29 protein-coding genes and 1 riboswitch are annotated in these 26556 nt (G+C 65.7%); of the genes, 14 read left to right on the top strand and 15 right to left on the bottom strand.

Annotated features, from left to right (window positions below; genetic code table 11):
• The first annotated feature begins 5 nt into the window (after positions 1-5).
• The 3 genes from AC5RWT_RS00735 to AC5RWT_RS00725 all read left to right on the top strand — a co-directional run bounded on the left by AC5RWT_RS00735 (position 6) and on the right by AC5RWT_RS00725 (position 3166).
• On the top strand, positions 6-1013 hold the full coding sequence (locus tag AC5RWT_RS00735; RefSeq protein ID WP_494078712.1) for an NAD(P)/FAD-dependent oxidoreductase: 1008 nt from the start codon (positions 6-8) through the stop codon (positions 1011-1013).
• Complete coding sequence (locus AC5RWT_RS00730) at positions 1010-1660, top strand: class I SAM-dependent methyltransferase (protein ID WP_494078711.1); 651 nt, start codon at positions 1010-1012, stop codon at positions 1658-1660. The genes AC5RWT_RS00735 and AC5RWT_RS00730 overlap by 4 nt, the downstream gene beginning before the upstream one ends.
• A 105-nt stretch (positions 1661-1765) precedes the next feature.
• Positions 1766-3166 (top strand): dihydrolipoyl dehydrogenase family protein, encoded by a 1401-nt coding sequence (locus AC5RWT_RS00725; protein WP_494078710.1) that lies wholly within the window; start codon positions 1766-1768, stop codon positions 3164-3166.
• 58 nt (positions 3167-3224) lie between these two features.
• On the opposite strand, the gene AC5RWT_RS00720 is transcribed toward AC5RWT_RS00725, so the two are convergent.
• Positions 3225-4049: a hypothetical protein gene (locus AC5RWT_RS00720; protein WP_494044404.1), complete on the bottom strand. Its 825-nt coding sequence runs from the start codon at positions 4047-4049 to the stop codon at positions 3225-3227.
• Between the two features lie 383 nt (positions 4050-4432).
• On the opposite strand from AC5RWT_RS00720, the gene AC5RWT_RS00715 reads away from it, so the two are divergent.
• Both AC5RWT_RS00715 and AC5RWT_RS00710 read left to right on the top strand, forming a co-directional pair.
• Positions 4433-4708, top strand: a complete 276-nt coding sequence (locus tag AC5RWT_RS00715; protein ID WP_494078709.1) for a hypothetical protein — start codon at positions 4433-4435, stop codon at positions 4706-4708.
• Between the two features lie 71 nt (positions 4709-4779).
• The gene (locus tag AC5RWT_RS00710; RefSeq protein ID WP_494078708.1) at positions 4780-5598 is read left to right on the top strand and encodes a CPBP family intramembrane glutamic endopeptidase; all 819 of its coding nucleotides are present in this window, start codon (positions 4780-4782) and stop codon (positions 5596-5598) included.
• 49 nt (positions 5599-5647) lie between these two features.
• Here AC5RWT_RS00710 and AC5RWT_RS00705 read toward each other — a convergent pair whose 3' ends face one another.
• Both AC5RWT_RS00705 and AC5RWT_RS00700 read right to left on the bottom strand, forming a co-directional pair.
• The gene (locus tag AC5RWT_RS00705; RefSeq protein WP_494078707.1) at positions 5648-5839 is read right to left on the bottom strand and encodes a hypothetical protein; all 192 of its coding nucleotides are present in this window, start codon (positions 5837-5839) and stop codon (positions 5648-5650) included.
• Between the two features lie 192 nt (positions 5840-6031).
• The gene (locus AC5RWT_RS00700; RefSeq protein ID WP_494078706.1) at positions 6032-6775 is read right to left on the bottom strand and encodes a GAF and ANTAR domain-containing protein; all 744 of its coding nucleotides are present in this window, start codon (positions 6773-6775) and stop codon (positions 6032-6034) included.
• Between the two features lie 179 nt (positions 6776-6954).
• Here AC5RWT_RS00700 and AC5RWT_RS00695 point away from each other — a divergent pair, with 179 nt between their 5' ends.
• The 5 genes from AC5RWT_RS00695 (at position 6955) to AC5RWT_RS00675 (ending at position 10832) form a co-directional block, all read left to right on the top strand.
• Positions 6955-7872 (top strand): DMT family transporter, encoded by a 918-nt coding sequence (locus AC5RWT_RS00695; RefSeq protein WP_494078705.1) that lies wholly within the window; start codon positions 6955-6957, stop codon positions 7870-7872.
• Between the two features lie 180 nt (positions 7873-8052).
• Positions 8053-9384: a GAF domain-containing serine/threonine-protein kinase gene (locus AC5RWT_RS00690; protein ID WP_494078704.1), complete on the top strand. Its 1332-nt coding sequence runs from the start codon at positions 8053-8055 to the stop codon at positions 9382-9384.
• On the top strand, positions 9371-9760 hold the full coding sequence (locus AC5RWT_RS00685) for a PIN domain-containing protein (protein ID WP_494078833.1): 390 nt from the start codon (positions 9371-9373) through the stop codon (positions 9758-9760). Before AC5RWT_RS00690 ends, AC5RWT_RS00685 begins: the two co-directional genes overlap by 14 nt.
• Positions 9761-9835: 75 nt before the next feature.
• Positions 9836-10225, top strand: coding sequence for a VOC family protein (locus AC5RWT_RS00680; protein ID WP_494078703.1), 390 nt, complete (start codon positions 9836-9838; stop codon positions 10223-10225).
• An 89-nt stretch (positions 10226-10314) separates the two neighbouring features.
• A riboswitch (SAM riboswitch) is annotated at positions 10315-10447 on the top strand.
• A 28-nt stretch (positions 10448-10475) separates the two neighbouring features.
• Entirely contained in the window at positions 10476-10832 is a 357-nt protein-coding gene (locus AC5RWT_RS00675; RefSeq protein ID WP_494078702.1) for a hypothetical protein, read from the top strand.
• Between the two features lie 65 nt (positions 10833-10897).
• Here the strand turns inward: AC5RWT_RS00675 and AC5RWT_RS00670 are convergent, their stop codons facing one another.
• The 10 genes from AC5RWT_RS00670 to AC5RWT_RS00625 form a co-directional block, all read right to left on the bottom strand.
• On the bottom strand, positions 10898-11692 hold the full coding sequence (locus AC5RWT_RS00670; RefSeq protein ID WP_494078701.1) for a glycosyltransferase family 2 protein: 795 nt from the start codon (positions 11690-11692) through the stop codon (positions 10898-10900).
• Entirely contained in the window at positions 11689-13140 is a 1452-nt protein-coding gene (locus tag AC5RWT_RS00665) for a PIG-L family deacetylase (protein ID WP_494078700.1), read from the bottom strand. Before AC5RWT_RS00665 ends, AC5RWT_RS00670 begins: the two co-directional genes overlap by 4 nt.
• Positions 13134-14165, bottom strand: a complete 1032-nt coding sequence (locus AC5RWT_RS00660; RefSeq protein ID WP_494078699.1) for an acyl-CoA dehydrogenase family protein — start codon at positions 14163-14165, stop codon at positions 13134-13136. Before AC5RWT_RS00660 ends, AC5RWT_RS00665 begins: the two co-directional genes overlap by 7 nt.
• A gap of 14 nt (positions 14166-14179) precedes the next feature.
• A complete protein-coding gene (locus AC5RWT_RS00655) occupies positions 14180-14740 on the bottom strand; it encodes a Dps family protein (RefSeq protein WP_494078698.1) in 561 nt (186 codons plus the stop codon).
• Between the two features lie 125 nt (positions 14741-14865).
• On the bottom strand, positions 14866-15699 hold the full coding sequence (locus AC5RWT_RS00650) for a TspO-related membrane protein (protein ID WP_494078697.1): 834 nt from the start codon (positions 15697-15699) through the stop codon (positions 14866-14868).
• 30 nt (positions 15700-15729) lie between these two features.
• On the bottom strand, positions 15730-16446 hold the full coding sequence (locus AC5RWT_RS00645; RefSeq protein ID WP_494078696.1) for an anti-sigma factor: 717 nt from the start codon (positions 16444-16446) through the stop codon (positions 15730-15732).
• Positions 16433-17005, bottom strand: coding sequence for an RNA polymerase sigma factor (locus AC5RWT_RS00640; protein WP_494078695.1), 573 nt, complete (start codon positions 17003-17005; stop codon positions 16433-16435). Before AC5RWT_RS00640 ends, AC5RWT_RS00645 begins: the two co-directional genes overlap by 14 nt.
• A 67-nt stretch (positions 17006-17072) precedes the next feature.
• A complete protein-coding gene (locus tag AC5RWT_RS00635; RefSeq protein WP_494078694.1) occupies positions 17073-17795 on the bottom strand; it encodes a class F sortase in 723 nt (240 codons plus the stop codon).
• A gap of 102 nt (positions 17796-17897) precedes the next feature.
• Positions 17898-18719, bottom strand: coding sequence for a DUF4397 domain-containing protein (locus AC5RWT_RS00630; protein WP_494078693.1), 822 nt, complete (start codon positions 18717-18719; stop codon positions 17898-17900).
• An 87-nt stretch (positions 18720-18806) separates the two neighbouring features.
• Positions 18807-19361, bottom strand: coding sequence for a dihydrofolate reductase family protein (locus tag AC5RWT_RS00625; protein WP_494078692.1), 555 nt, complete (start codon positions 19359-19361; stop codon positions 18807-18809).
• 216 nt (positions 19362-19577) lie between these two features.
• On the opposite strand from AC5RWT_RS00625, the gene AC5RWT_RS00620 reads away from it, so the two are divergent.
• The 4 genes from AC5RWT_RS00620 to AC5RWT_RS00605 all read left to right on the top strand — a co-directional run bounded on the left by AC5RWT_RS00620 (position 19578) and on the right by AC5RWT_RS00605 (position 23794).
• Entirely contained in the window at positions 19578-20093 is a 516-nt protein-coding gene (locus tag AC5RWT_RS00620) for a DUF6328 family protein (RefSeq protein ID WP_494044384.1), read from the top strand.
• Between the two features lie 146 nt (positions 20094-20239).
• Positions 20240-21733, top strand: coding sequence for a peptide MFS transporter (locus tag AC5RWT_RS00615; RefSeq protein WP_494078691.1), 1494 nt, complete (start codon positions 20240-20242; stop codon positions 21731-21733).
• 85 nt (positions 21734-21818) lie between these two features.
• Entirely contained in the window at positions 21819-23324 is a 1506-nt protein-coding gene (locus AC5RWT_RS00610) for an SDR family oxidoreductase (protein WP_494078690.1), read from the top strand.
• An 11-nt stretch (positions 23325-23335) separates the two neighbouring features.
• Positions 23336-23794, top strand: a complete 459-nt coding sequence (locus AC5RWT_RS00605; RefSeq protein WP_494078689.1) for a hypothetical protein — start codon at positions 23336-23338, stop codon at positions 23792-23794.
• 324 nt (positions 23795-24118) lie between these two features.
• Here AC5RWT_RS00605 and AC5RWT_RS00600 read toward each other — a convergent pair whose 3' ends face one another.
• Both AC5RWT_RS00600 and AC5RWT_RS00595 read right to left on the bottom strand, forming a co-directional pair.
• Positions 24119-24832: a type 1 glutamine amidotransferase gene (locus AC5RWT_RS00600; protein ID WP_494078688.1), complete on the bottom strand. Its 714-nt coding sequence runs from the start codon at positions 24830-24832 to the stop codon at positions 24119-24121.
• 9 nt (positions 24833-24841) lie between these two features.
• A complete protein-coding gene (locus AC5RWT_RS00595; RefSeq protein ID WP_494078687.1) occupies positions 24842-26008 on the bottom strand; it encodes a hypothetical protein in 1167 nt (388 codons plus the stop codon).
• Between the last annotated feature and the right edge of the window lie 548 nt (positions 26009-26556).

The following is a 26556-nucleotide window of genomic DNA, read 5'->3' as shown; positions in this document are numbered from 1 at the left end:
GGACCATGGAAAAAAACGAATGGGATGTCATTATCGTTGGCGGCGGGGCTGCCGGGCTGAGCGCGGCCCTCATGCTGGGCCGGGCGCTGCGGCGGGTGCTGGTGCTTGACGGCGGCAGCCCGCGCAACCGCTTCGCCAGCCACATGCATGGGGTGTTGGGCAACGAGGGCGCCGACCCGCTGGAATTCCTTACCCGGGCCCGCGCCGAAGTGGCTGGCTACGGCGTCGAGGTGCGCACCGCCGTCGTCAAGCAGGTCATGGAGACCACCACGGGACTCGAGGTGGAAACGGACGACGGCTGCCGGCTCACCGCGCGCCGCCTGATCGCCGCCACCGGCGTGCGGGACGACCTGCCGGAGATTCCGGGGCTGGCACAGCGCTGGGGCCGGGATGTGCTGCACTGCCCGTACTGCCACGGGTGGGAGGTCCGCGGGAAGCGGCTGGCCGTGCTGGCCACGTCGCCGATGAGCATCCACCAGGCCCAGCTGATCCGGCAGTGGAGCGACAACGTGGTCTTCTTCACCGCGCTGGCCGGCCCGGTGGACAGCGCCGTCTCCAGCCAGCTCGCGGCGCGGAACGTCGCCAGCGACCCCAGACCTGTGATCGAGCTGGTGATCAGGGACGACGTGCTGACCGGCGTCCGCGTCGAGGGCGGGGAGGTGGTGGACGTGGACGCGGTCTTCACCGCCGCCGCGCTGACCCCGCAGGACGGCTACCTTTATGGATTGGAACTGGAGCGCGAAGACTCAGTCTTCGGCAGTTTCCTGAAGGCCGATCCGACCGGACGCACCAGCCATCCCAGGATCTGGGCGGTTGGAAACATCACTGCGCCGGCAGCCAATGTGCCGATCAGCATCGCGGCAGGGGCCATGGCCGGCGGGATGATCAACGCCGATCTGGTGGCCGAGGACTTCGCGCTGGCCGCGGCCTCCGCCGGAACCGACGCCGCCGTCCCCGCCGACGCCGACGCCGCGGTCTCCGCCGCCGCAGCCGCAGAAAAGAGGGCATCATGACGGGCCACTTCTCCCCCGGCCAAGCGGCAGACGCCCGCACCTTCTGGGATGCCCGCTACGGCGAGCGCCCCCGGATCTGGAGCGGCGCGGTCAATCAGGTCCTGGTTGACACGGCACCCGGCCTCACGCCCGGGCGCGCCCTGGACCTTGGCTGCGGGGAGGGCGGCGACTCGGTATGGCTGGCCGAACGCGACTGGCGGGTCACCGGCGTGGACATCTCGACCACGGCGCTGGAACGCGCGCACTCGCTCGCCGAGTCCCGCGGCTTGGGCATGAACCAGATCAGCTGGCAGCAGATCGATCTGTCGGAGGACTTCCCTGCCGGCGACTTCGACCTGGTCTCGGCCTGCTTCCTGGCCTCCCCCATCCAGCTTCCCCGCGCGGCCATCCTGCAGCGGGCGGCGGCTGCCGTGGCGCCGGGCGGAACCCTGCTGGTGGGATCCCACGCCGCTGCTCCGCCGTGGGCCGGGAACTCGAGCGGCCACCGGCACTTCTTCCCGACGCCGGAAGAGGAGCTCGCCGCCCTGAACCTGCAGGGCGATCTGTGGGACATCAGCTGCGCCGAGGTCAGGAGCCGCGGGGCGACGGGACCGGACGGTGAACGGGGCCTCCTGGAGGACACCGTGGTGGCCGCCCGCCGCCGCTGAGACCGCGGCGAGGCAGCTGCTGCGGTCGGGATGGGAGCCCGGCAGCACCGGAGTACGGTTGCTTAAGGCGGCGGTGCGCGCCGCAACCCCGAGGGAAGGATAGTCATGGAGCCCGAGGAATTCGATCTGCTGGTAGTCGGCGGCGGCAAGGCCGGCAAGTCGTTGGCGATGGACCTGGCCAAGTCGGGACAGAGCGTGGCGATGGTGGAGCGGGCGATGATCGGCGGCACCTGCATCAACGTGGCGTGCATCCCCACCAAGACCATCATCCACTCCGGCCGGGTACTGGAGACCGTGCGCCGGGCGGCGGAGTTCGGGGTGGCCGGGGCGGAGAACCCGCGGATGGACATCGACCTGCTGCGCCACCGCAAGGAGGATGTGGTGGACACCATGGTGGCCGGACAGGAAAAGCTGTTCACCGGTTCCGGCATGGATTTTATTCTGGGCGAGGCGAAGTTCGTGGCGCCCAAGACCGTCGAGGTTTCGCTGAACGACGGCGGCACCCGCGTGCTGCGAGGCACCGACGTCGTCCTTAATCTCGGCACCGAGCCGGCCCTGCCGAACATCGAGGGGCTGGCCGAATCCAGCGTCCAGACCAGCAACACGCTGCTGCAGCTGGAACAGCTGCCGGCGAGCATGGTGATCCTGGGCGGCGGCTACATTGGCTGCGAATTCGCCGACCTGTTGAACACCATCGGCGTGCAGGTCACCGTAGTCCAGCGCGCCGGCCAACTGCTGCCGCGCGAGGACGCGGACGTGGCCGAGGCGGTAGCGAAGGACTTCACGGAGGCCGGCATCACGCTGAAGTTGGAGGCGTCCGCAGAGAAGATCGAACGCGCCGACGACGGGACGGTCACCGTGAGCCTATCCACCGGGGAGACGGTCAAGGCCGAGGACGTGCTGGTGGCGCTGGGACGGCGGCCGATGACGGAGGGCATTGGGCTGGAGGACGTTGGCGTGGTGCTTTCGGATAAGGGCATCATCCAGGTGGACGACCGGCTGCACACCTCGGCCGAGGGAGTCTGGGCAGTGGGCGATGCGGCGGGATCACCGCAGTTCACGCACGCGTCCTACGACGACTACCGCATCCTCAAGGCAAACTTGGCCGTTGCCCGCGGCGAGGGACAGCCGCGGTCCACCGTGGAGCGGCTTATCCCCTACACCGTCTTTACGACGCCGGAGCTCGCCCGGGTAGGGCTGACCGAACGGCAGGCGCGCGAGGCCGGCCACAGCGTGCGGATCGCGCGGATGCCGGTGAGCGCGATCCCGCGTGCCCGGACCGTGGGGCAGTTGGCCGGCGAGTGGAAGGCCGTGCTGGACCGCACCACCGGCAAGATCTTGGGTGCTGCGCTGCGCGGGGTGGACGCCAGCGAGGCGATCGCCGTGCTGCAGATGGCGATGATCGGCGGGCTGGACTACACCGCCGTGCGTGATGCCGTCATCACCCACCCAACCGTTGCCGAGGGACTGAACCTGCTGTTCACCCCGGCGTGGCTGGAGGAATAAGCAGAACGCCGGTCCCCCGCGAGGCAGGACCGGCGTTCCGACTGATTGGCGAAAGCAGTTACTTCACGGCCCAGTAAACGCGTGCGTCATTGTCGAAGGAGATGGTCGGCTCCACGAACAGCTTGGCATCCTTCACGGCTTCGGCCGGGACATCGAGGCAGAGCTGGTACTCCCCGACGCCACCATTCTCGAGGGTAGGCACAGTCAACGCCTCTTTCTCGAGCGAAGCCATGCAAGTGCTGGAGCCGTACTGGCGGGCATCGCCGCCGACCAGCTTGACCGCCAGATCGATCCAGGGATCGCCTTCCTCTGATCCGACGTACTTGGTCACCAGATCGATGAGGACATACTGTCCTTCGGGGTCCTGGTTGAACTGGTTCATCGCCAGAATGTCTTTGGTCGCGTCAAGGTTCACAGCCTTGACCGTGACGTTGTACTCGTTGCCGATGGCAGCGCCCTGGCCCAGCGCCAAGGTAGTGGCCTCGGCAACTTCGGCTTGCTCGCCGTCGTCGACCGCAACGACGCCGTCGGCGGCGTCCTCGATGGAATTGGCAACGCCGTCGAGAATCGAGGCGTAGAAAATCTGCGAGACGATCACGCCGATGATCGAGATGACTGAAATAATCAGCGCCGCGATCGACATGCCCTTGGACTTGGACTTCCGCTTGACAGTGATGACCGTGGCCGCGATGGCGAAGCCCAGGGCAATGAACCCCAGCCCGAAGACGAGGTTGTTGACGAACGGGACCCAGCAGAGCAGCAGCGAGACAATCGCCAGCACCAGTGCCGTGATCGCCAGACCCTTGCCGGCGTTTTGGTTCTCCTGCGGTGCAGGCGCTCCCGGGAAGGGAGGCATTACGGACGTGTTCTGATTAATCGCCATGGTCTTTCCCCAACGTGATAGTTTTCGTTTCTCTTCAGCCCGTGCGGTGCGGCATTCGGGCATACGACAGAAACTATCGGTCGGTTCGGACAATTCGTTCGGAGAAGAAAAGCAGCTGCGGTGATGAGCACCGAATCATCACCTGCGGTGGCGGGTGTTGAGGTGCGGCCGATTCAGTCGCCGCCCCAGATCTGTAACCCGGAGTGGCTTGAGGAATAAGCAATACAGCGGGCATGAAAGCGTCCTTGAGCGCTGGGAGGGCTTGCCAGCGGGGCGTCGATGGAGGAAGGTAATCAGCACCCTTAGCATCGCTGGGGTGTTACATCCGGATCCCATCACTCAGTGAGGCCGGTCAAGGCTTCCCACTGAAGAGGAGCAAAACCATGGCACCTACACCACAACAACCCATTACCGATGACAGCATCAAGGTCCGCCAGCTCAGCCATTACCAGTTCACCTGGATAGCCGGCGAGGCGGGTGCCCGCGGAACCTGGACCCTGCAGCTGGTCCTCGACCAGGGCGCATGGGAAGAAGTGCTGACGCTGGACGCCGACGACGCCGACAATCTGCAGGACCTCCTTTCCACCTCGGAGACCGTCTACTACGACGTCAGCCGCCGCACACTCATGTTCGGTACTACCAAGACCGGCCACCATTAACATCACCGTGTAGAAACCCGCCGAGTTGCGCGCCGTTTCGCGCCCGACGATTGCGCTGACATGCTTATTGCGTGACAACGATATCGATTGAACCGCCCCGCACTGCATTCAGTTGGAAATTGGTGCCAGCGGTGCTGCTCTCGGCGTCCGGAATATTGCTCTTTGGTACCGGGAATGACCCGGTGGGCTACACCATGCTCGCTTTGAGTATGGTCACGGCCGCCCTCGTCGACTCTCAGTTATTGCGCGACCTGGCGCTGATCGCGGCGGGAATAGTCATCGTTAGCTTGGTTCCCCTGAACGCCGATCTGAGCATCCCACACATGGCCCTGATGGGTGGCGCGCTCACCTTGGCCGTGCTGGTGCCTTGGCTGGTGTCGAAGTACGTCTACCGCGAGAACATCATCAAATTTCCGGTCAACACCGGCCGAAAATGGCCGCTGACAGCCAAGCTGTACCTCATCGGCGTTGTGGCGCTCGGCTACTTCATCCTGCCGGTCTACTTAGTCAGCACGGGGGTCTACCAAAACTGGCCGGATGCCTCCGACCCCGCTATTTTCTGGCGGCTCTTTCTCGGCGTGAACGCTGTGGGCATCTGGGACGAATTGTTCTTCATCTGCACAGCGTTCACGCTGCTTCGTCGGCACTTTCCCGACTGGCTCGCTAACGTCCTGCAGGCCGTTGTCTTCTCGTCGTTCCTTTGGGAAATCGGGTACCAGGCCTGGGGGCCGCTGCTAACCTTCCCCTTCGCCCTGCTGCAGGGATACACCTTCAAGCTGACCAAGTCGTTCACCTATGTGGTGTCGGTGCACTTGATCTTTGACTTCGTCCTTTTCCTCGCGCTGGTACACGCGCACAACCGCGACTGGCTGCCGATCTTCTTGTACTGAAGCAAGCTCTTAGCGGGCGGGCGGAACGGGAACCCCCACCCGCTACGCGTTAGGCGGCGGTTTCACGCGTTTCGAGCTCTTGGGCGATGGCGTAGTACTGGACGATGGCATCGCGCACAGGATGCTTGCGGTCAAGCTGCCGGAAGCACCGGCTGCTGAGCATCAGGAGCTCATCACATGACAAAGCAGACAGGTCGGAGGGGAACGTGGTTAGCTCCGAGGACTCCAGCAGGGCGCTCATGCCGCCACCTCCGATTGACGTTGACCGAGGTGCAGCGCGAAGCAGTGCGGGGAGTGTGGACTGACTGAAACGTGCAGTTGGTAATTCATGAACGTTCTTTCCATACGACTATTCAATGGCCAACTGCTTTAGCCACTTTTCACGCTACAGCAACGTCCCCCAAAGTCAACGCGTACCCCAGTTGCGGGCCGGTTACCGCTCGAAGTGTGCGCCCGGGGAGGACGGATCGGCGGAGGCCACCAGGCCCGCCGCCAGGTCGCGGAGCTTGACGTTTCGGCTGCTCGAGGCGGATTTGAGCAGCTCGAAGGCTTCGTCCCGGCTGCACCGGTTCTGGCCCATGATGATGCCGATGGCTAGCGCCACGGTGGTCCTGGACTCCAGCGCGGCCTCCAGATCCGCTTCGGCATCACGGTGGCGGGCCAGACGGACTGCAAGGGACAGCGCCCGTGACGCCTGCCGCGCATACTGCTGGGCGGACTCGATGGCCGCCTCGTCGAACCTGCCGTTTTCATCCGAATAGAGATTGAGGCCCGCGGCGTTGCCCGAGTCGATGGGGATCGGCACTCCAAGGATGGACCGGACGCCCTCCGCCAGGACGGTTGTCCGGTAGTCGGGCCAGCGGGCATCGTCATTCAGGTCGGCCACATGAACCAGCACCTGTTCCCGGGCCGCCTTGAGGCAGGGACCGTCAGCGTAGTCGTACTGGATCTCGTCCAGCTTCTGCGCACGGTCGCTGCTGCTGGCCACGGTGCCGGCCTTCTTCTGCCGCAGCAGCGTGATGCCGCACAGCAGCTCCTCGTCCGGGTGCGAAAGGTTGTGTACAGCCAAACGCGTCAGAGCATTGAGGAAAACCTCAAGCTCCGTGCTGTCGACTGCCGCGTCATGGAGGAACTCCTCCACGGTCAATTCAGTAGCATTGTGATTCTCGCCCGGCATGGCGCTGCCCTTTCTCCATTCTTCTGAAGTTAATTTAACCCAACTCGGGCGGGCGACGTGCCACCGTCGCGCCGCAGCCCGCACCGAAGCTCGGATCAAACGCTTGCCCCGGATGCCCGCCGCCGCCTTTGCCGCTAGTGTTTGTCCGATACCCGCCACGGCAAAGCAGGAGGAGCAGTATGCGCGCCTATCTCCTGCTGATGTTGGTGGTGGTTTTCTATGCCGGCAATATCCTGACCGGCAAGGCGCTCAGTGACCTGCCGCCGCTGACCATCGCGTTCGGCCGGATTGCCGTCGCATTCCTGGTGCTGCTTCCCCTCGGATACCGCAGCGCCTGGCGTTCCCGGCAGCTGTTTGTCCGGCACTGGAAGCCGCTCCTTCTGATGACGGTCACCGGCATCGCGGGGTTCAACACGCTGATCTACTCGGCGCTGCAGTTCACCTCGGCCACCAACGTGTCGGTGCTGGAAGCGTCCATTCCCGCCGTCACGGTGCTGCTGAGCTTTTGGCTGCTGCGCGAACGGCTCCGCCCCGTGCAGTGGCTCGGCATTCTGCTCTCGCTCTGCGGAGCGCTGTGGGTGGTGACCAACGGCCAGCTGCTGCGCTTGGCGGAGATTTCGTGGAACATCGGTGACGCGATCATGACTGCCGGTGCCATCTCCTGGGCTGTCTACTCGCTAGCAGTGAAGAAGTACCTGCACCTGTTCCCCGCCCACGGCGCGGTGTTGGTCATGACCGGATTGTCCGTGCTGTGCCTGTTGCCGCTGGTGATCGGCGAATGGATGATGGTGGGCGTCCCGGAGATCGCCCTCGGTCAGTGGTCCGGCCTGCTGTACCTGGGCGTCTTCCCGTCGGTGATTGCCCTGCTGCTCTACAACCGAGCCGTCGCGGTCCTCGGTGCTTCGCAGGCGTCGGTGTTCCTGAATTTCGTCCCGGTCTTCACCATGTTGGGCGCGTACCTCTTGTTGGACGAGCCGATCAGCGTGATGCAGATCCTCGGCGCGCTGGTCGTGATTATTGGGGTCTTCTTCACCACCCGGGCCAAGCGGGAATCACGCCGCTACGCAGAGCGGCCCGTTGTCGCCGCAGGCGACTGATATAACGATTCGGCATTCCGACTCCTTTTTGGTCGGTACCGGGATCCCACCCCCATAGAATTAGTAAGGGTACTGTCAAAGTGACAGTCGGGGTGCCGCCAGGTGGCGGCCAGAAAGCAGGAGACGTTGGCGCCTCATCTGGATCGATCCGGCATGCTCCTTGATGGACGATACCGACTGATGAACCTCATCGGCACTGGAGCGAACGCCAAGGTGTATCGGGCGGAAGATCAAGTCCTAGGGCGCGAGGTCGCTGTCAAGGTCATTCAACGCCCCACGATGAACGAGGAAGAGTTCCGCCACGACGACGCCGAGATCAGGCTCCTGGCCCGGCTGAACCACGGCAACCTGGTGACCCTTCTGGACGCGGGCATCGACCGGATCGAAGCCGGACATCCGCAGATTTACCTGGTCATGGAAATGATCGCAGGCGCAGACTTGAAGGCCCGCTTGGCGGAGGGCGCCATGCCGCCGCGGCATGTGGCGCAGATTGGCCATGATCTGGCAGAGGGCCTGGCCTACATCCACAACAACTCCGTGGTCCACCGGGACGTAAAGCCCGGGAACATCATGCTGTTCAACTACGACGACGGCGGGTCGCGCCTGCGAGCCAAGCTCGCCGACTTCGGCGTCGCCCTCGTGATCTCTGATGATGCCCATGTCCCTGGCATTTATGGCACTGCCGGCTACCTGAGTCCGGAGCAGGCTAAGGGCGAACCCATCGGGCCGGCCAGCGACATCTATTCGCTAGGTCTGGTGCTACTGGAATGCCTGACCGGTCAGCCCGCGTTCTCCGGGCCGCCGCTGGAGTCTGCCGTCGCGCGGCTCTTGCGCGATCCAGTGATCCCGGCCACGCTAGGGCCGGAGTGGGAGCGGCTGCTGACCGCCATGACCGCGCGCGAGCCAGAGGCACGGCCTAGCGGCCGTGAGGTGGCGTTGATGCTGTCCGATCTGGCGCAATCGCGGCGCGGCCGGTACAAGGATGTTTCCATCATTCCGGCCGATGAGCCACAGCGGATGGAAGCGGTCCACCGCTACGACATCCTAGACACCCCGCCGGACGGCACCTTCGACCGGATCACGGCGCTGGCCGCCAGGCTGTTCTCCACACCCATCGCGATTGTCAGCGTGGTGGACCACGATCGGATCTGGTTCAAGTCGCATCACGGCCTGGACATTGAGCAGATCGACCGGGAACCAGGGCTCTGCGCTTCGGCCATCCTGCAGAACGGCCCCTGGATCATCAACAACGCGCCCGCTGATCCCCGAGCGCTGTCCAACTCACTGGTGGCCAGCGACTTCGGACTGAAGTTCTACGCGGGCGTTCCGTTGAAGACCCGGGACGGCTACAACCTGGGCACGCTGTGCGTTCTGGACTTCGAGCCGCGCGGCTTCAGCGCCGAGGACACCCTCACGCTGGAAGACCTGGCCGCCGTGGTCATGAATGACTTAGAGCTGAGGTTGGAAAGCCGCCGGCACGTTTCGGAAGAGCCCCTGGCTGGTCATCGATGAGGACGAATCTGCCAAGCTGGCACGCACGCTCACCCGCTTCAGCGCGGATGGCGAGATACTGACGGCGTCGATGCTCCTCTATACCGAACTGCATCATGCCGCCCGACGGCGAGTCGGCGCCGCCGTCCCGGCCCGAACCATCAATGCCGTGCTTGCCGCCATCAACCTGGTTGATCTGTCCCGCGACGATCTGGTGTTCGCCGCCGCGCTGCCCGGACGCCTCAGGTCCGCGGACGCGATCCATCTGGCCACGGCGCTCCGTCTCCACACCGACACCTTCGTGGCCTACGACCGTGAATTGACCGCCGCCGCAGAAGAGGCAGGACTGTCCGTGGCGTCACCGGGAGGGGCAGACAGCAGGGGCGATCTGCGGTAGCGTCCCACCATCACGGCGAACCGCGACCTAGGGCGGCGCTGGCTATCGACCGGGAGGGAACCCATGCTGCGGGGAATGAGCACGGTCAGCTACTGGACCTCGGATCTGCCGGCCGCCGTGGAGTGGTACTCGGACCTGCTGGACACAGAGCCGTATTTCCAGCAGCCTGGCTATGCCGAGTTCCGGATCGGCGACTACCAGCATGAGCTCGGCCTGATCGACACGAGGCATGCTCCGGGGGGACACGGGATAGATCCGGGCGGCGCCATCCTCTACTGGCACGTGGACGACGTGGAGGCCGTCCGGCGTCGGCTGCTGGAGAAGGGCGCCAAGGAACTGGAGCCGGTCACCGAGCGGGGGCCCGGCTTCATCACGGCCTCGGTGGTCGATCCGTTCGGCAACGTGCTGGGGATCATGCAGAACCCGCACTACCTGGAGGTCCTGCAATCCGGCCGGGGGTCCTAAGCGCGCCGCTTCAGCTGCCGGCCGCCGCCGCTGGCCGGGCTGGCCATGCCGCACCATTTTGTCAGAGGCGGCCACTAGGCTGAAGGCAGCTTCACGAGATGCGCCCCCGCCCTCCGTCAAGGAGGGCACATGCTCCGACATGGCCGCACACCAACCCCAACCTCACGGGTGGTTCGGATGAAGAAGCGGCCCGTCTCCGACTGGAACAGGCAAGAGCGTCCGCGGTGGCGGACCGTTGAAAGGAACTGGCATGGCCAACTACCCAAACCGAGCCAACGATGAGCCCCCGATCAGGACGGAACCGTGCTCGTGGTTCGGCCCGGGACACAACGTCCATTGGATCCAGGCCCGGAAGGCACTCCACGACGATGTTGGAGTTCCGGTGGCCGTTCATCTGGAGGCGGAAGGAACAGTCCGTCTGGACGACGAAGTCCAGGAGCGGCGCTACTGGCACCACGACACGCCGGACGTCGCCGAGGCCTTGGCCCTGCCGTGCGGCGACATCACCTGGTACGCGCGGTTTAGTGTGCTGACGATCGAGACGATCGTGGACCGACGCCTTTTCAACCTAGGACCGGTCAGCGAGGCATTGGAGTGCCGGGCTTAGCCCGGACACGTCGGCGCTAAGGGGTGGCCTGGCACGCTTCCGCGTCTGTTTCTCGCGGGAGCGCGTCAGCTGCCGGCCGCTTCGAGGTTGGCAAGATAGCCGGCGAACCCGCCAGGAGTCCGGCCCCGCAGCCGGCCCGAGGTGGTGACCTGCAGGTGCGCCGCTGGCAACACCACGCCGCCGAGCGAACGGATGGCTTCGACCAGCCGGACGTCCTCATGTTCTGCGAGCGCAGGAAAGCCGCCGGCAGCCAGATACATGGACGCCCGGACGCCGAGGTTGGCGCCGTGCACCTTGGTACTCGGTTCCTGCCCGGTGTAGTTTTCCCGCCAGGCGCGCAAAAGCCCGGGTGCCAGGCTGGCGGTCTCGGGTTCCACCGTCCCCGCCACCGCATCGGCTCCGGCGTTGGCCAGCCGTGCAAAGGCCGTCAGCCAGTCTTCCGGCACCAAGGTGTCCGCGTCGGTGCAGGCAAGCCACGTCTCCTCGGCCGCGGTGTTGCGGCCATCGGCTTCCAGCGCGGCGGAGACTCCGGCCGCGCGCGCGGCACCGACGGAGCCGAAGTCGCCCGCCAGCACGGTGATCCGCCCGTCCGCCCGGGCCGCCTGCCCGGCGATCTTGGCCGAATGGTCGGTGCACCGGTCCAGCACCACCACCAGCTCCACGTCGCAGTGCGGCTGCCGGGCCCGGAGCACGTCCATGGCCCGCCGTAGCCGGCGCAGGCATTTTCCCAGCAGTTGCTCCTCGTTGTGCACCGGAACAACGACGGCGATGCGCCGCAACGCGGGTGCCGCATCCCCTCCCCCGGCGGCACAGTCTGCGGATGTCACCCCGGCGGGGCCGGCCACTGGCGCGGCGGTCACTGCGCGCGCTCCGGCGCTTGCAGCACTTCCAGCAAGAAGTCCCGTTCGCGATGGAGGGCAACAACGTCCCAGCCGGTGGATTCCTTCGCGACCGCGTGGACCTGTTCGCCGTCCAGTTCCCAGCCCTCGATCGGATGCAGCCAGTGGCACAGCAGCAGGTGGCCGCCGGGGTTCAGGGTTTCCTGCACCTTTCCGAGCAGCTCCCGCAGTTCCGGGCCTGTCAGGAAATAGCCGATTTCCGAGATGGCCACCAGGTCCAGTCCGTCGGCGGCGGAGCATGGCCAGCCGGCCGGCAGCTGCGCCCGCACCAACTCCACATTGTTGAGGTCCGCCAGCCGGCGGCGTGCCCGGTCCAGTGCCACGCCGCTGGCGTCCACCGCCACCAGCCGATCGCAGCGGGCGGCGAGCTCGGCGGTCAGCACGCCGATGGAACAGCCGACTTCCAAGGCGTTGCCGTACCGTTCGGCCGGGAGGGCGGCCAGGGTGACGGCCCGTTTCCGGCGTTCGTACCAGCTGGACAGGTAGTTCCACGGGTCCGGGTCGCTGCGGTACAGCCGGTCGAAGATGTGCTCGGCGTGCTCGGATCCGGCCGGACCAACCGGGGTCCACTCGAAGATTTCGACGCCACGGTCGAAATGTTCTTGAAACGTTTCACTGAGCAGCACCTCGTCGCCCGCCGCCGTGGACAGCGGCTGGGTCTGCGAGACGTGCGAGGCAAGCGCCAGCTGTTTGGCCGCCGCGTCCTGCGCCGACAGCCGCACGGCCCGCCACTCGGCCCAACGAGGATCGGCCTCAGCGTCTGCCCAGTGCCAGTACCAGATGGGGAACTCCAGCAGATCCGCCCGGTGGGCCGTAGCCGACCGGGCCGCCGCATGGCCCACCGCTTCATGGTCAGGGTGACCGTCCTGCCGGTAGGGCGCCGCAACGACCGTCTGCGCGTGGCCCTTTAGAGCTTGGGCGAAGGCGGCATCCAGGGCGTCGGCGTGCTGGCCGACCATCCCGTCCGGGATGCCCAGGAACTGCCATTCCAGGCGGCCTGCACTTGCCCCGTGGTCCGACTGGGCTTGGGCTTGGGCTTGGGTCTGCATCTGGGCCTGAGTCTGGGCTTGTGCTTGTGCTTGGGCGGAGGCTTCCAGTGCCTGCATCGCGGCGCGGAATTCCGCCAGCCGCAGCCTGCGCAGGTCGGCCGCGGAGTAAGTGGGCGAATCCGGATGGGAGGCCTCGCCCGCGGTGCAGAGCAGCACGGTGACATCCACTCCCCGAACCAGCGAGGAGTGGATCAGTCCTGCGGCGCCGAGTGACTCGTCGTCGGGATGCGCCGCGGCCACCACCAGCCGGCAGCCGCGGCCCGGGACCACGCCCGCGTCCAGCGGAGGCAGCCGGTCGATGCCCGCCGCCAGCCAATCGGCTTCATTGGTTCCGGCGTCAACGTGGGAGAAGGTTACCACACGGGCTCCTGCTGTTCTAGGACCATGGCGCCGAGCGCCGCGTCGTCGCGGGAGGCATGGTGCTGGCGGATGTAGACGCTGAGGTCAGCCACCCGCCGGGCATGCTGCTCGTCCCACACTAGTGGTGCGGGGCCCAGTGTGTGGGCGCAAATCTCCAGCATCCGTGAGCAGATGGCCTCGATCTGGCCGCGGACGTGATGGGCCTGGACCGCACCGGCGGCTCCGGCGTCCACTGCGGCAGCCGCGGCGGCCAGCACGTCGGCGCCGGCCGCCAGCAAGCGGTCCGCTTCGCCCAGCCAGGCCAAGGCCAACTGGTCCGGGGTCCGAGAGGTGGCGGCAGCCCGGAGCGTGCGGAAGAGCCCTACGGCCCCGCCGAACCAGCAGGCGGCGACGCCGATCCCGCCCCAGGCAAATCCCGGGCGGTGCAGGTACCAGTCGGTTCCACCGACCGGGGTGGCAACTGCTTGCTGGAAAAACACCGGTCCGCTGGGAACGGCGGCCAGGCCGCGGCTGATCCACTCGGCGGGCTCAACGGTGACCGCCGGCTGCGTCAGGTCCACTGCGAACGCCCGGCGTCCGCCGTCGACATGCGCCGTGACCACGGCATGGTCCAGGTGCGCTGCCAAGGAGCACCACGGCTTGGTGCCCGACAAAAGCCAGGCACCGCCGTCGTTGGTGGGTTTGGCGTCCAGTTGGGTGCCGGACGATTCCGCCGCAAACACACCCCACGCTGTGCCCGCGGGACGCTCCACCCCGGCCTGCGCCAGGATGGCGGCGGCATCCAGGTGCGGCTCCACGGCGCGGGCGGCGGTCAGGTCCTCGGCGGCCAGCGCGGCGAGGAACTCCCACAGGGCCAGGGTGTTGCCGCCGCCTGGCCGGGGCGCTGGGTCCGGCGCGGCACGGAGGATCGGGAACAGCGGCAGCGGATCACCCGCGCACCGCGAAGCTTCTGCCAACAAGGGCCCGGCAGCGCCCCACTCGAGGTGGAGCTGCTGCCGGACCCTGAAGGCGCTGTTACGTTTCACAGAGTGCGGTCGGGTTACTTCGTCTTCTTGGCCGCGCCCTTTTCGGTCTTCTCTCCGCCGCTGGCCAGTTCGCCGGCGCTGTTCTCCAGATGCGCCCGCATGAACCACTGGAAGAGTTCCAGTTCGGCGGTCTGGCCGATCAGCATGTCCTCGGTAATCGGATCGATGTCACCGACGGTCTCGATGGCCTCGCGGTGCGCGCCGACCACCCCGTTGTAAACCACGTCCAGCGCCGCGAGGTGCTCGGCGGTGCCGGCGCGGTGGATGTCATAGTCGTCCCAGCTTCGTTCCTGGACCAGGGCACCGGGCAGCCCGTTCGGGGAGACGCCCAGGGTGGCGATGCGCTCGGCGACGGCGTCGATCATAGCGCGGACCTTTTCGATCTGCGGATCGAGCATTTCGTGGACTCCGATGAAGTCCCGGCCCACCACGTTCCAGTGGGCGTGCTTGAGGGTCAACTGCAGGTCATTGAGCGCGTGGAGCCGCTGCTGCAGGATCTTTGCGACCTTTCGGCCGTCTTCCAGCTTGAGGCCGGGAACTGTGTAGCCTGCCTTGGATCGGGTCGTTTCCGCCATGAGAAACCTCCTTGCTCGGCGATGCCGCTTGTCGGCATCCTGCTGTTTCCCAACCTAGCGGCGAACCCGCGAAACTTCCCGCCGGACGACGCTGCGTCAGCCAAGGGCGAAATTCAGCAGGCTTACTAATCGCGGGGACCAGTACCGGCTACCACCCGGATGACAACCGCCGTGATCAGCACCACCGCGGCACAGATGGCGGCGACGATGGCGGTGCCTTGATCGACGAGTCCGCCGTCGACGCGCCCGACGGCGATCCAGGCCAGACCCCAGCTGGTGGCCAGCGCCGGGGCCAGCCGGCCGCGGCTGTAGAGTGCCGTGGCGACGCCCACCGCCGCCGCCAGGGCAAGCACGATCGAGGACAGCAAGGTCACCGGAAGTCCGGAACCGTCCACGCCGGACGCGGCGAGGGCGGCGGCGGCGTTGGCCACCGTGGCCACGGTGACCCAGCCCAGGTAGAGGCCGAAGGTTCCGTCGGTGATGAGCGCGTCCAGCGCTCCCCCGTTGGGCGTGCCGACCAGGACCACCAGGATGCGGGCCAGCACTGCCAGCAGCACGATGATCACGGCGAGGCTGATCACCAGCAGTCCGACCTGCACCACCCAGATCCACGCCGCGTTCAAGAGCATGGAGGCCACGGCCCAGCGGCGCAGGGCGGCATGCCGGGCGGACCGCCGCTGGGCCGGCAGCAGTTGCCAGACCGCGTAGGCGAGCAGTCCGAGGTAGATGAGGGACCAGATCCGGAAGGCCGGCGAGGCCGGAGCCAGCGGCGTGGAGTCTTCGTTCAGCCATCCTCCCGCCGCCTCCTGGATGGGCGTCCCGATCAGCACGCCACTGCCCATGAAGGCGGCAACGATCGCCACCAGGGAGCTGACCAGCACAAGGATCGGCACCGCCAGTCCGGTCCGGCTATCCGTTCCTTGCTGCATGGTTCCTCCGGCCGTCGTCGGTGTGTTCATTGCTGAAGAGGGTCCACCGTGGAACATCTGTCAGGTTCCGAGGCTGCCGCGGACGATGCTGACCGTGGAATGGGCGGGATTACCGTCCAAGGGCTCGTCCGAGACATCGACGATGGGGAACTTCGAGAGGTCCAGTCCTTGCGGGATGGGGAATCTGCCGCTGTCCGAGTCCATCACGCCGAGGCTGACGAGTCCGGATAAGTCCGGCGCTATCAGCCACACCTCCTGATAGCCTCGGGCCTCGTTGGCGCTCAGCCGGACCTCGAGTTCCCTGATGCCGTTCGTCTCCACCACACGCGCCGTCCCGGTGGCAGCGTACTGCTCCAACGGCTTCAAATCTGCCTGCGCCAAGGTGGCGGCGTTTCGGTTGACGCTCCAGGACACACCGATGGCTACGAGGAGCACTACGGCTGCCGCCGCGGCCAGCCAAGCGGGCAAGTTCCGGATTCTTGGGCGCTTTGCGGACGGCAGGCTGCGGACAGTAGTGGGACCGTTGGTTTCTCGCAAGGGGTCTTCCGCCAGGTCCGGCGAGAGCCCGAGTTCGCGGTGGATGGCCTGCCAAACGTGCGGTCCCGGGGACTCCAATTGTGGATCGGGGTCGGCCTTGGCGGCGTTCACCGCCCGGCGAAGTGCTTGGTACTCGGCGGCGCACTGGCTGCAGGTGCGGAGGTGATCCCGCTCGGACCGGTCGCCGACGGTGTCGTCCAGCGCGAGCAAGCTGATCAGCTCCGGATCAAGGTGCTGCATGGTCAACCTCCAATCGGCGCCTCAAGTGCTGCAGACTGCGATGAATATGGCTCTTGACGGTACCAAGCGGCAGATCGAGCCGGCGTGAGATCTGCTCGTGGGTCAAGTCTTCGTAGAACGCCAGGCGCATGATGGAGCCCTTGGGTTCTCCCAGCCGCTCCAGCTCGCCATCCAGCAACAACCTGTCCGCGAGCGTTTCCGGGGATTGAGGGCCTTCGGCATATTCCGGGTCGGGCAGGACCGCCGAAACGGCGCGGAGCTTGCGGTTCTCGCGGGCGGTGGACGACTGCGCATCGGCGATGGCGCGGCGGGTTATCCCCACAATCCACGCCGGCAGCCGGCCCAGCGAAGGGTCGAAGCCCTCCCGCAGGCGCCAAGCCCGGATGAAGACTTCCTGGGTAACATCGTCCGCGGCCGTCTGATCCCGCAAGGCCCGGGAAGCCAGCGTCCGGACAAGCGGAGCCAAGTGGCGGTAAGCGTCAGCGATTGCCGACTCCTCACCGGCGGCGAAGGCCACATCGATGCCGGTATCCCAAGCGTCGAAAGGAGGAGGTACCAAGCCTGCGTCCTTCCGGTCGTCGGGAGGGGAAGCTACCCCACTGACTGGTGCAGAAGGGCCGGAAAAGTCAGTCTGGGACCGCTGTGACAACCACATTGTGGCTGTAATCCTGCCGTGCGTCCAGCCACTCGCCGCCGCAGGTGACCAGCTTCAGCTGCGGTCTTCCGTCCCGGCGGAACACGGCCGCCGCATCGAATTCGTCCTTGTCCATCAGTTCAACCTCCGAGACGCGGTACGTGAGGGTTTCAGCGTCCGCCCGTTCCACGGTGATGCGTGTGTCCGGCCGAAGCTGCCTGAGCTCGGAGAACGGGGCAAGTCCCGACAAGGTGTCCACATGGGCCGCTATCACCGCGGTCCCGGACGCATCCCCCGGTGCCGGACCATGGCGGTACCAGCCGGCCCGGTCAACCGAATCCGGAATTTCCATCTCGTTGCCAGACCGCACTCCGACGGCGACCACGCTGACGTCGATCGAGGTTCCGGCCACCACGAGCCGGGTGGGCGGAGCTTGCTCGCCGGCCGCCCCGGGCAGTGCACGGTGGACGGGGATGGCCCCCGGGTCCGGGATTACCGGAGATTCCGGCGCGGCCGACGTTGCCGGGTCCCTGACGTCCAGGGGAGCGCCGTCGTTCCGCGGGCCGTCGACCGGGCGCGTGGCCGATGCTTCCGAAGCGGCCGGGGACAGCGGGACGCCGCCGGCCGACTGCGGTGCGGCACATCCGGCAGCGGCGAGGAGAACCGCGCCGAGCAGAAGCCCGGCGCGGGCCGCCGTCGTCGTCGTGTTGGTCATTGTGCCTTCTTGACGGTTCGTTTGCGGGTAACGGTCTAAACCGGAAGCGAGGAAGCCGGTGGCGCCCCGGGCAGGCGCCACCGGCTTCGGAGCCCGTCGCAGCTAGTCGGAGGCGCGAACCGCCAGCTTGCGACGGGTGGCGGCGCCGGCGCCGAGGAGCAACAGGAGGGCTCCTCCGGCGACTGCGGCGCTGGTGTAATCCGGGCCGGTTTCGTCAGCGGCGCCGGACCGGCCGCCCGGCACTGCTCCCGGAGCGGTGTGCAGTCCTTCAATGTTCTGCACGGCCACGGCCAGATTGCCGTCATCCAGGCTGCCCCACGCGTAGACAATGGTGTGGGTGCCCTCCGCAACCGGCACGTCGGCCGGGCCGATCACCGGGTCGGTGGTCCCGGCCGCGGCCACCGTGGCCGAGATGGTTCCCGGGTCCAGTGTGAGCGTCTGTTCGTCCGGGTTGGACAGGCCTTGGATCACCGCGGAACCGCCGGCCAGCACGTCGACGGCGGGGGCTGCGGCCGTGTGCCGCACGGTCAGCTTGCCCTTGCCGGCGTCAATGGCGGAGACGTCGTTGGTGAAGAGGTTGGCGGCCGGATTGCCTTGGGCGTCCAGGTTGGCCACCGCCGTGTAGTTGCCGCCGGCCTCCAGTTGGACGTCGACGGGGCCGATGGCCGGGTCGTCCGCGTTTTGGGCGTCCGCGGCGGTAATGGCCAGGGTGTACTCGCCCGCGGGGAGCGCCAGCGGTCCGGCCAAGTCGCCGGGGACGAAGTCGTCCAGTGTCCGCTCGCCGTTGACCCAAACATCCACGGTCAGGTCGGGAACGCCGTGCAGGACCGAGAGCTGGGCTTCTTGGTCGGCTGCCTGGGCCGGGGCTGCCGCTCCGAGCGCCAGAAACCCCAAAGCGGAAACGGTATAGATGCTCTTGCGCATGTGGATCTCCTTCAAAGGCCCGGGTGCACCAGGCTGGTGGCTGCTTACACCCCTACTACCGTCCGGGCCGCGTGTTTGGATGCACGCTCATGAAGTTTTTTTGGCCGGGCCCAGAACCTTGTAGGTGGCGCAGATAAACGACCTGTTGCGCGCCACGTCTGTGAGTTCCAGGTCAAACTTGCGCGGGAACAGCGGGCGGCCGGAGCCCACGGTGGCGGGCGCGATCGAGAGGACCAGCTCGTCCAGCAGCCCCGCCTCGGCGAACTGGGCGGCAAGGTCCCCTCCGCCCACCACGTAGATGTCCTTGCCGGCGGCTGCGGCCGTGAGCGCGGCATGGATCGGCTGGATCTCGCCCTGCGCAAAGCGGATGTCCGCGCCCTCGATGCCCTGCAGTTCTGTATGCGAGAGAACCCAGGCGGGCACCTGGAACGACCACGGCTCCTGCGAGGCGCGCAAGTGTTCGCGCACCCACTCGTAGGTTGTCCGGCCCATCACCACTGCCCCCACGCCGCTGATGAAATCGTCGTAGCTATTCGGGCCCGCCGCATCGATGTCCTGCTTGAACAGCCAGTCGAGCGAGTCATTGTCATCCGCGAGGTACCCGTCCAGCGTGGTGGCGGTAAAGAAAACGGTGCGGGTCATGGGGTTCCTCCTGAACGGTCGTGGGTCGGGCAGCCGCGGGTGGGGCGGTCGCGGGTCGGGCGGTACTGGCAGCCGGTTCCGGTTCTGATCGGTGTGGAAACAGTGTGCCGGAAGGACGGCCGGGTGTGCAGGGTGGCGACCGTCCGACCCAAGCCGGGCACCGCCGTCGTGCTTTGCCCGCACACGAGGGGCCGCCGGAGACGCTAAGTTTTAGTTATGGCTACGGATGAACGCGTGAACGAAGACTCGAGGGGTCGCAACGAGACTTTCGAAGAGAAGTTGGACCGAAACTGGAACGAACTGCTGCAGGAACTGCGGGTCATGCAGACCGGAGCGCAGATCATCACGGCGTTCCTGATGACGCTTCCGTTCCAGAGCAGCTTCCAGGACCTGGCCCCGTATCAAGTGGGCCTGTACATCGGGCTGCTGGTGCTGGCGGCACTGATGACCGGGCTGATCCTCACGCCCGTGGCGATCCACCGCCGGCTGTTCGGCCTGCACCTCAAGGACGCCACCGTGGCGCAGGGGCACCGGATCGTGAAGATTGCCGTGCTGGGCATCGGGCTGCTGGCCACCGGCTGCGTGGCGTTCATTGTAGATGTGATTGCCGGGGATGTCCTGGCGCTGGCGGTCGGCGGCGGGGTGCTGCTGGTGATGATCTTCCTCCTGTGGATCCTGCCGCGCATGCTGCAGCACGGGCTGCGCGGCGGCGGAGCGGGCACCTCCGACTGATTTCCGGCAACTCCCCTCGGGTCCTCCTGGGCGCCGGGATGCCCGCCGGGCGCGCGGACGCGTACCCGGAACGGAGCGGGGAGCGCCGCCGCCCCCACCGCAGGTGAACCCGTGACAGGCTCCCGCCCGAGTGGAAGCATGGCGGCATGAGCATTCCGTCAGAACCGCTCCCGCCGGCGGGAGCCCGGACTGATGAACGTGGTCCGGGCGGGAAGACGTTCTTCGGCCAGCCGCGGATGCTGGCCAACCTGTTCAGTGTGGAGCTGTGGGAGCGATTCTCCTTCTACGGCATGCAGGTGGTGGTCCTGCTCTACATGTACTTCTCGGTGGCCGACGGCGGTCTGGGCATCGACCAGGCCGTGGCCACCGGAATCATCGGCGCCTACGGCGGCACGGTGTACCTGTCAACGATCGCCGGCGCGTGGGTCGCGGACCGGCTGCTGGGCTCAGAGCGGACGCTGTTCTACAGCGCCGTCATGATCATGCTGGGGCATATCTCGCTGGCGCTGATCCCCGGGATCCCGGGGCTGGCGATCGGCCTGATCCTGGTGGCCTTCGGGTCCGGCGGGTTGAAGGCCAACGCCACCTCGCTGGTGGGTTCGCTGTATGCGCTCGACGACGACCGCCGGGACGCTGGCTTCTCCATCTTCTACATGGGGGTGAACATCGGCGCGCTGTTCGGGCCGCTGTTGACCGGCCTCACCCGCGACCTGCTGGGCTTCCACTTCGCGTTCGGGCTGGCCGCGGTGGGCATGGCGATCGGACTCATTCAGTACGCGCTGACCCGCAAAAACCTGCCGGAGGAATCGCACCAGATCGCCGACCCGCTGCCCAGGAGCAAGATGCCGGTGGTGGGCGGAATCGTGGCCGTGGCGCTGGTCCTGATTGTGGTGGCGGTGCTGACCGGCGTGGTGAACGCCGGGAACCTGGCCACGGTGGTGGCGCTGGTGGCGGTGGTAGCGGCGATTTCCTACTTTGTGGTGATCCTCTCCAGCAAGCACATCAATGAAACAGAACGACGGCGGGTGCTCTCCTTCATCCCGATGTTCATCGCCAGCGCGGCGTTCTTCTCCATGTTCCAGCAGCAGTTCACCGTGGTGACGCTGTACTCCGACCAGCGGCTCAATCGGAACTTCCTCGGCTGGGAGATGCCGATCGAGTGGGTGCAGTCGATCAACCCGGTGTTCATCATCCTGCTGGCCCCGGTCTTCGCCGCGGTGTGGACGCGGCTGGGCCCGCGGCAGCCCATCACGCCGGTGAAGTTCGCCGTCGGGCTGGCGATCATGGGGCTGGCCATCCTAGCGTTCATCCCGCTGGCCGGCGGCGGCCCGAACACCACTCCGCTGCTGGCCATGGTGGGGATCCTGCTGATGTTCACGCTGGCCGAGCTTTTCATCTCCCCGGTGGGGCTGTCGCTGTCCACCAAACTGGCGCCGCACATTTTCCGCACCCAGATGGTGGCACTGAACTACCTTTCGGTGTCGCTCGGCACGGCGCTGTCCGGTGTGCTGGCCGGCTTCTACAACCCGCAGGACGAGGTCCCGTACTTCGGCGCCATCGGACTGGTGGCGCTGGTGCTGGCCGTGGCGCTGTTCCTCGCCGCGAAGCCGATCAAGAACCTGATGAGCGGGGTGCACTAGGCATGGCAGCGGTGAATTTCGTGCGTGCACGTCGGGGCGCCGGGTCTGGCTGGTGTGCCGGCTGTGGTGAGAGCGGGGCGGCGCCGTGGTGACGCCGCAGCGGGTGCTGGTCACCGGCGCCACCGGCTATATTGGCGGCCGGCTGGTTCCGCGGCTGCTGGCGCGCGGGTACCAGGTCCGCGTGCTGGTCCGCTCCCCCGGCAAGCTGGCGGCGGTGCCGTGGCACGACGACGTGGACATTGTGGCCGGGGACCTGGCCGACGAGGACGACGCTCGCCGGGCCTGCGCGGATGTGCAGACCTTCTTCTATCTGGTGCATTCGATGGCCTCCGGGACCGACTTCGAGGAACGCGAACTTGCGATGGCGCTCACCGTCGCTGCCGCCGCCGCGGCCGCCGGGGTGAGCCGGATCGTCTACCTGGGCGGGCTGCATCCGGAAAACGTCGAGCTCTCCCGCCACATGCGCTCGCGGGCCGCGGTGGGCCGTGCGCTGCTGGAAGGCGAGGTGCCCGCGGCGGTCTTCCAGGCCGGCGTCGTGATTGGCTCCGGTTCCGCGTCCTTCGAGATGATCCGGCATCTGTCCGAAAACCTGCCCGTTATGCCGGCGCCCAGCTGGGTGCGGCAGATAGTGGAGCCGATAGCCATCCGCGATGTGCTGCACTATCTGGAACGCGCGCCGGAGCTCCCGGCCGGGCTGAACCGAACGTTCGACATCGGCTCGCGGGAGCGGTTGACCTACGCGGGGTTGATGTACGGATATGCGCGCGAAGCCGGACTGGCGCGGCGGCTGATTTATGCCCTGCCGATCCCGGCTCCGACGCTCGCCGGCTGGTGGGTGGCGCTGACCACGCCGATCCCGCACGCCATGGCGGTGCCCCTGGTGCAGTCACTGCAGCACGATGCGGTGTCCGCCGAGCACGACATCGACCGGTACATCCCGCAGCCCGAGGGCGGGCTGACGGGTTACCGCCGGGCGGTGAAGCTGGCGCTGGGGAAGATGGCCAGCGGCGAGGTGGAAACCAGTTGGAGCAACGCGTCCAACGCCCCGCCATCGGACCCGCTGCCCAGCGACCCCGACTGGGCCGGACGGACCGTGTTCGTGGACAACCGGGAACGTGGATCCGACGTGCCCGCCGAGGACGTCTGGCGCGTGATCCAAGGGATCGGCGGAACGAACGGCTGGTATTCGTGGCCCGCGGCGTGGGCCATCCGCGGCGTGCTGGACAAGCTGGTGGGCGGCGCCGGACTCACCCGCGGCCGACGGCATGCCGGCCGGCTCGGCGTCGGTGATGCCGTGGACTGGTGGCGGGTGGAAGCCATCGAGGAGGACCCCGAGCGCCGGCTGCTGCGGCTGCACGCGGAAATGAAGGTGCCCGGGCAGGCCTGGCTGGAACTCTCGGTGGCTCCCGAGGACGGCGGCAGCGTGTACCGCCAGCGCGCCATCTACTTCCCCAGCGGACTCTCCGGCAAGCTCTACTGGTGGCTGGTCCTGCCGTTCCACGGCCTGATCTTCCCGTCCATGGCCCGCAACATCATCAACCGGGCCGCCGGGCTCGGGGCGGCTGATGACGCGGCGGCCAAGATCGGCTAGATTGACGGACCATGAACGACGACGACGGACCGTTCGAACGCTATGAGCGCCCCGAGGGGCTCGACGACGCCACATTGGAGGCCTTGGGCAAGCTCTCCGAGGCGCTGGAAGTGATCGAACACGCCCGCGGATCCCTCTACGCGTTCCATCGGCTCACCGGCACGGCCGACTTTGCCTTGAGCGAGGCCGTGGAGTTGCTGCGCAAAGCCGGGCACCACGAGTTGGCCGAGCGGATCGACGAGGAGATGGTGGGCCGGAACGTCATCGAGGGGCACTGGACCTTCCAGATCATCGACGACTACGACGAGACCTACTACGGACCCATCAAGGAGCTGGAGCGACAGGCCCGCGAGAAGCTGGCCGACGGCCGCAAGCACCTGTTCGAAGCCGAGATGAAAGAGGAGCGGCGCACCCACGGGCTGAAGAACCACGAGGCAAAAGCTCCCAGCCGGCGCGACCCTGACTCCTAACCGGAGGGCTACATTACTGGCCCTTGCTAGTGATACAGTGCGCCGTCCAAACAAGTATCGTTGGGTACCAACAGCAGGTCGAACCCTGTGAGGTCGGGTGACCGCCCAGATTCTGGAACCGGAGCTGCTCGATCTGAGTCACCCGTGCACGTGAGAGGCAGCAGCAGTTACTCTCAGGACTGTTGGACCGCGGTGCGTCCTGTTCAGGACGCGCCGGTGGGCGCAGAATTTGACTCACGCTTCCCGGGACGAAGCCATAGTCCTACCTTGCTGCGCCTGCGGTCTTGGCCGAGCGCCGGCGACTGCTCGAATTCTCCCCCTAGATTAGAGGGTACGCGCTACGATTCGGTCGACGATTCGGTCAAAAACCGCTTCTTTCCATGCGCTCTCGAGACGGTCCACAGTTCCCAGTGCCTTCAGGCTGTTGCCCCCGTATGCCATGACGGTCGTCTGATGATGCTGGATGAGAGAACGAACCTGGTTTGGAGAAAGCTCGGGATGGAATTGTGTTCCATAAATAGCATCACCAAATTTGAAAGCCTGCACGGCACTGTGGCCGTTTCTTGCCAGGACGACCCCTCCGCCTGCCCTCAATGAATCTGCGTCGACCTCTTCGTAGTGAAAGGCCGGCACCACCGTGGGTAGGGTTTCCTCATCTGCCCACCGAACAGTCGTGAGACCGACTTCGATCTCGTTTCCGCCTCGGACGCTCCCCGGCAACAATGCTTCGGAGATCATCTGTGCACCCAGACAAATCCCATAAACCAGACACCGCCCCTGCTGGGCGCGCTTCAGTAATTCGCCGGTCCGGACCAGGGCCTCCGGCATCCACCCCGACGTGTCATTGACCGATGTAGCACCACCGGTTAGGACGTGGAGTTTGGCAGAAATATCCATCCATTCAGCGTCATCATGATAACGCCGGCTGACCCGCAACCCCCGCCGGGCTAGAAGCTTTTCAACTTGCACACCGTAGTCAAGACCACCGTACGCTTCACCGTCTGCAACCCAGACGACCGCGTCAACATCTCTCGGCATATCTCCTCATCAGAAGAAGTTCTTAAGTATCTCGATGGCTGCGCTACACGTCTCAATGACAGACAACGCAGTCAGGACGCCAACGACCAAATTGATGCGTTTCAGCCTGCGACCTTGGTCCTCGGCCAACCTTAGCTCAACAGCCTGCCGCACGGTCGACAAGAGATCCTCGGCCCTCGTTTGCAGCTTGGCGGTGTCCCATGCTTGAAGGATCGCGTTGCGAAGCCGAAGAGTGTGATAGTCGTAGCTGAATGTCGGAGTCACGAGAGCGTGATACTCGGCCCTCAGTTGATTAGTGAGATTCCGCAGCCATTCCACATCCGCATGACCTTGAGTGTCACGGAGCCATTCATCAGCTGCTGCTGCCGTCCGCGCCACCCGCCCGTACATAACATCGAGAAGTAGCAGAAGTGACACGACCTTCTGCAGGTCTTTCATCGGGTCTGGTGTAATCAGCAGGTTATAGGCGTAGCCGGCGTAGAAAAATTGGTCTCGCCAAGGAGAAGCGGATACCAGCGGTGCCGGCGAATTCGGATACACCAACTGCCTCAGGTCAGTGTTGAGGACGGAAGTGCCAGGCTCCGGATGGCATGTTGTGCCACAGTAGGTAGCGTTGAAATAAGGCACCACGACTTCGATGGCTTCATTCTTATGGGTTCGTCGCAGCAATGCGGCCAGAGGCTGCAGCAGCTTTGACCTAATCAACGCTGCAAGAGCCTCGCGTCCCTTCGGTCCGATTGAGGCCATCGTTTGCTGTCTGAGTTGGGCATCCCAACCCCCGATGAAATGTAATGAAACTGCGATAGCGCCTGACCCGTCAGCATGCACGATTCCTTCAACACGGACATTGTGTGCTTCTGAATCCGACTCATTCTGTTGCATGATTTGATTGACGGCTGCTGCCAACATGCCGGAAAACTCACTGCTCGCGTTGAAGCATTCAAACGCAACGTCGATTCGGCCATCATATGTGAGAGTTCCGTTTACGAGTGCAGACAATGGGAAATTGCCACGGACGAAAGCGCCAGTTCCGTCGAGATCACTGTCGGCAGGAAAGGTTCCATCCAAGCTAGGCGTGAGGGGATCCCGTTTCACGTGAAATGGCGCAGTAAATGCTATGTACGCATCACCGGCGATGTCGACATGGCCTGCTTCTACCGCGAGTGCTTCAGTCACAAACACCGAGATTACCGGACACAAACTAGTTTACTGCTTCATGACGATATTCTTCGAAAAAGCGTCATGTTGGAATAGAGATTAAAGCACCAAAGGCCACGTCACAGGGTGGGCCGAGGACACAGATGGTCCGCCAATCGTAGGCGTCGGACGGAGAATCTCGGCTGGTTCCGTGCAGATGAGGCTCCACTTTAGGTTTTGTAGACTCGAACAGGTCGCGCCAGGAGTTCGTGCTCGCCAAGGCAGGCCCGCGAAAAGCTGGCTGACGGCCGCAAGCACCTGTTCGAGGCCGAGATGAAAGAGGACCGGCGCACCCACGAATTGAAGAACTACGAGGCAAAAGCTCCCAGCCTACGCGACCTCGACCCCCGACAGGGCCGCGTCCCTTGACACCGCGGGAACGCCAGCGCAGCGGCGCCAGACTCACTACCGGTGCCATAGTGAGTGGCTTGTACAGTGGGTGCCACATTCCGTGCGCGAGGGTGAGCATTCCTTAGGTTTGCTTGGAACCACCCCTACTGTTCCAGCCCATCGGACGGGTCAGCGCC

This window comes from Arthrobacter sp. Dra40 (assembly GCF_059091905.1).
This window is presented reverse-complemented; position numbering and strand designations above follow the sequence as displayed.

Bases quoted from the DNA above. Each gene is read 5' to 3' on its own strand.
- AC5RWT_RS00735 (WP_494078712.1), top strand. From the start codon at position 6: ATGGAAAAAAACGAATGGGATGTCATTATCGTTGGCGGCGGGGCTGCC.
- AC5RWT_RS00730 (WP_494078711.1), top strand. From the start codon at position 1,010: ATGACGGGCCACTTCTCCCCCGGCCAAGCGGCAGACGCCCGCACCTTC.
- AC5RWT_RS00725 (WP_494078710.1), top strand. From the start codon at position 1,766: ATGGAGCCCGAGGAATTCGATCTGCTGGTAGTCGGCGGCGGCAAGGCC.
- AC5RWT_RS00720 (WP_494044404.1), bottom strand. From the start codon at position 4,049: ATGGCGATTAATCAGAACACGTCCGTAATGCCTCCCTTCCCGGGAGCG.
- AC5RWT_RS00715 (WP_494078709.1), top strand. From the start codon at position 4,433: ATGGCACCTACACCACAACAACCCATTACCGATGACAGCATCAAGGTC.
- AC5RWT_RS00705 (WP_494078707.1), bottom strand. From the start codon at position 5,839: ATGAGCGCCCTGCTGGAGTCCTCGGAGCTAACCACGTTCCCCTCCGAC.
- AC5RWT_RS00700 (WP_494078706.1), bottom strand. From the start codon at position 6,775: ATGCCGGGCGAGAATCACAATGCTACTGAATTGACCGTGGAGGAGTTC.
- AC5RWT_RS00695 (WP_494078705.1), top strand. From the start codon at position 6,955: ATGCGCGCCTATCTCCTGCTGATGTTGGTGGTGGTTTTCTATGCCGGC.
- AC5RWT_RS00690 (WP_494078704.1), top strand. From the start codon at position 8,053: ATGAACCTCATCGGCACTGGAGCGAACGCCAAGGTGTATCGGGCGGAA.
- AC5RWT_RS00680 (WP_494078703.1), top strand. From the start codon at position 9,836: ATGAGCACGGTCAGCTACTGGACCTCGGATCTGCCGGCCGCCGTGGAG.
- AC5RWT_RS00675 (WP_494078702.1), top strand. From the start codon at position 10,476: ATGGCCAACTACCCAAACCGAGCCAACGATGAGCCCCCGATCAGGACG.
- AC5RWT_RS00655 (WP_494078698.1), bottom strand. From the start codon at position 14,740: ATGGCGGAAACGACCCGATCCAAGGCAGGCTACACAGTTCCCGGCCTC.
- AC5RWT_RS00650 (WP_494078697.1), bottom strand. From the start codon at position 15,699: ATGAACACACCGACGACGGCCGGAGGAACCATGCAGCAAGGAACGGAT.
- AC5RWT_RS00645 (WP_494078696.1), bottom strand. From the start codon at position 16,446: ATGCAGCACCTTGATCCGGAGCTGATCAGCTTGCTCGCGCTGGACGAC.
- AC5RWT_RS00635 (WP_494078694.1), bottom strand. From the start codon at position 17,795: ATGACCAACACGACGACGACGGCGGCCCGCGCCGGGCTTCTGCTCGGC.
- AC5RWT_RS00630 (WP_494078693.1), bottom strand. From the start codon at position 18,719: ATGCGCAAGAGCATCTATACCGTTTCCGCTTTGGGGTTTCTGGCGCTC.
- AC5RWT_RS00625 (WP_494078692.1), bottom strand. From the start codon at position 19,361: ATGACCCGCACCGTTTTCTTTACCGCCACCACGCTGGACGGGTACCTC.
- AC5RWT_RS00620 (WP_494044384.1), top strand. From the start codon at position 19,578: ATGGCTACGGATGAACGCGTGAACGAAGACTCGAGGGGTCGCAACGAG.
- AC5RWT_RS00615 (WP_494078691.1), top strand. From the start codon at position 20,240: ATGAGCATTCCGTCAGAACCGCTCCCGCCGGCGGGAGCCCGGACTGAT.
- AC5RWT_RS00605 (WP_494078689.1), top strand. From the start codon at position 23,336: ATGAACGACGACGACGGACCGTTCGAACGCTATGAGCGCCCCGAGGGG.
- AC5RWT_RS00600 (WP_494078688.1), bottom strand. From the start codon at position 24,832: ATGCCGAGAGATGTTGACGCGGTCGTCTGGGTTGCAGACGGTGAAGCG.